The 693-nt window shown below is 62.2% G+C and carries 2 protein-coding genes; both read left to right on the top strand.

The window, feature by feature from the left end; genetic code table 11:
* A partial coding sequence (locus VP06_RS37620; RefSeq protein WP_245291413.1) for a hypothetical protein occupies positions 1-488 on the top strand: 488 nt, incomplete at its 5' end.
* Positions 488-693 (top strand): PIN domain-containing protein (locus tag VP06_RS33435; protein ID WP_048468141.1); only part of this gene is annotated, 206 nt, incomplete at its 3' end. The genes VP06_RS37620 and VP06_RS33435, both read left to right, overlap by 1 nt.

The raw sequence follows: 693 nt of genomic DNA, 5'->3' as shown, positions 1-693 counted from the left end.
CGCTTGAGGCGATCCTCAACGGCCCTCTGGCCAACGCCTTTCTCGCTGAAAGAGCGTCTAACCAGCACTTCACCAATGAACTGCTCAAGCTCCTCCCAATGCCGAAGCGAGCGCTAGGCCATGTCGTGGAAGCCGTGAAGAAATACCACTCTGCATCTGCGGCCGCGGGCGCGGAAGCGCTGAGACCGGCAGGGATTGATGACGTCCTGAACAGGCTTCTGGTCGAAGTCGATGCGGAGGTGCTGCGAGCCTACGATCTACCGCCGCGCCTCGAACGTCGACTCCTCGAGTTCTTCCGTGGTCATGAGCACGAGCGCCGGGTGGATCATTCGTTCCACGGATGGCTGCCGGAGAATTTCACGGCGTACATGCCCTTGCACGAATATCTCGGACCCTTAGTGGAGCGCAATCGCGGCGCTTGGGCGCTTGAGGCGTTCACGCCGGCCCCCGAGGAAGAGGTACAGCTGCTGAGGCAGTACATCCACTGATGGACACCTATCTCCTCGACACCAACCTTGTGTCGGTCCTCTACGACGCAGGTCGGCCGAACAACCGTGCCGTCCGCGCAGCGCTCGCGGCCTTCGATCCCGCTGCGCCGCAGCTTGTCTCAGCGATCACGATCGGGGAGCTGCGCTTTGGTCTTGCCCTTTCACGGGCGGCGGGTCGACCGCTCGACCACATTGAGGCCTGCAT

The organism is Methylobacterium aquaticum (assembly GCF_001043915.1).
Taxonomy (GTDB): Bacteria; Pseudomonadota; Alphaproteobacteria; order Rhizobiales; family Beijerinckiaceae; genus Methylobacterium; species Methylobacterium aquaticum.
Note: the sequence above shows the minus strand (reverse complement) of the source record. Positions and strands in the feature narration are given on the sequence as shown.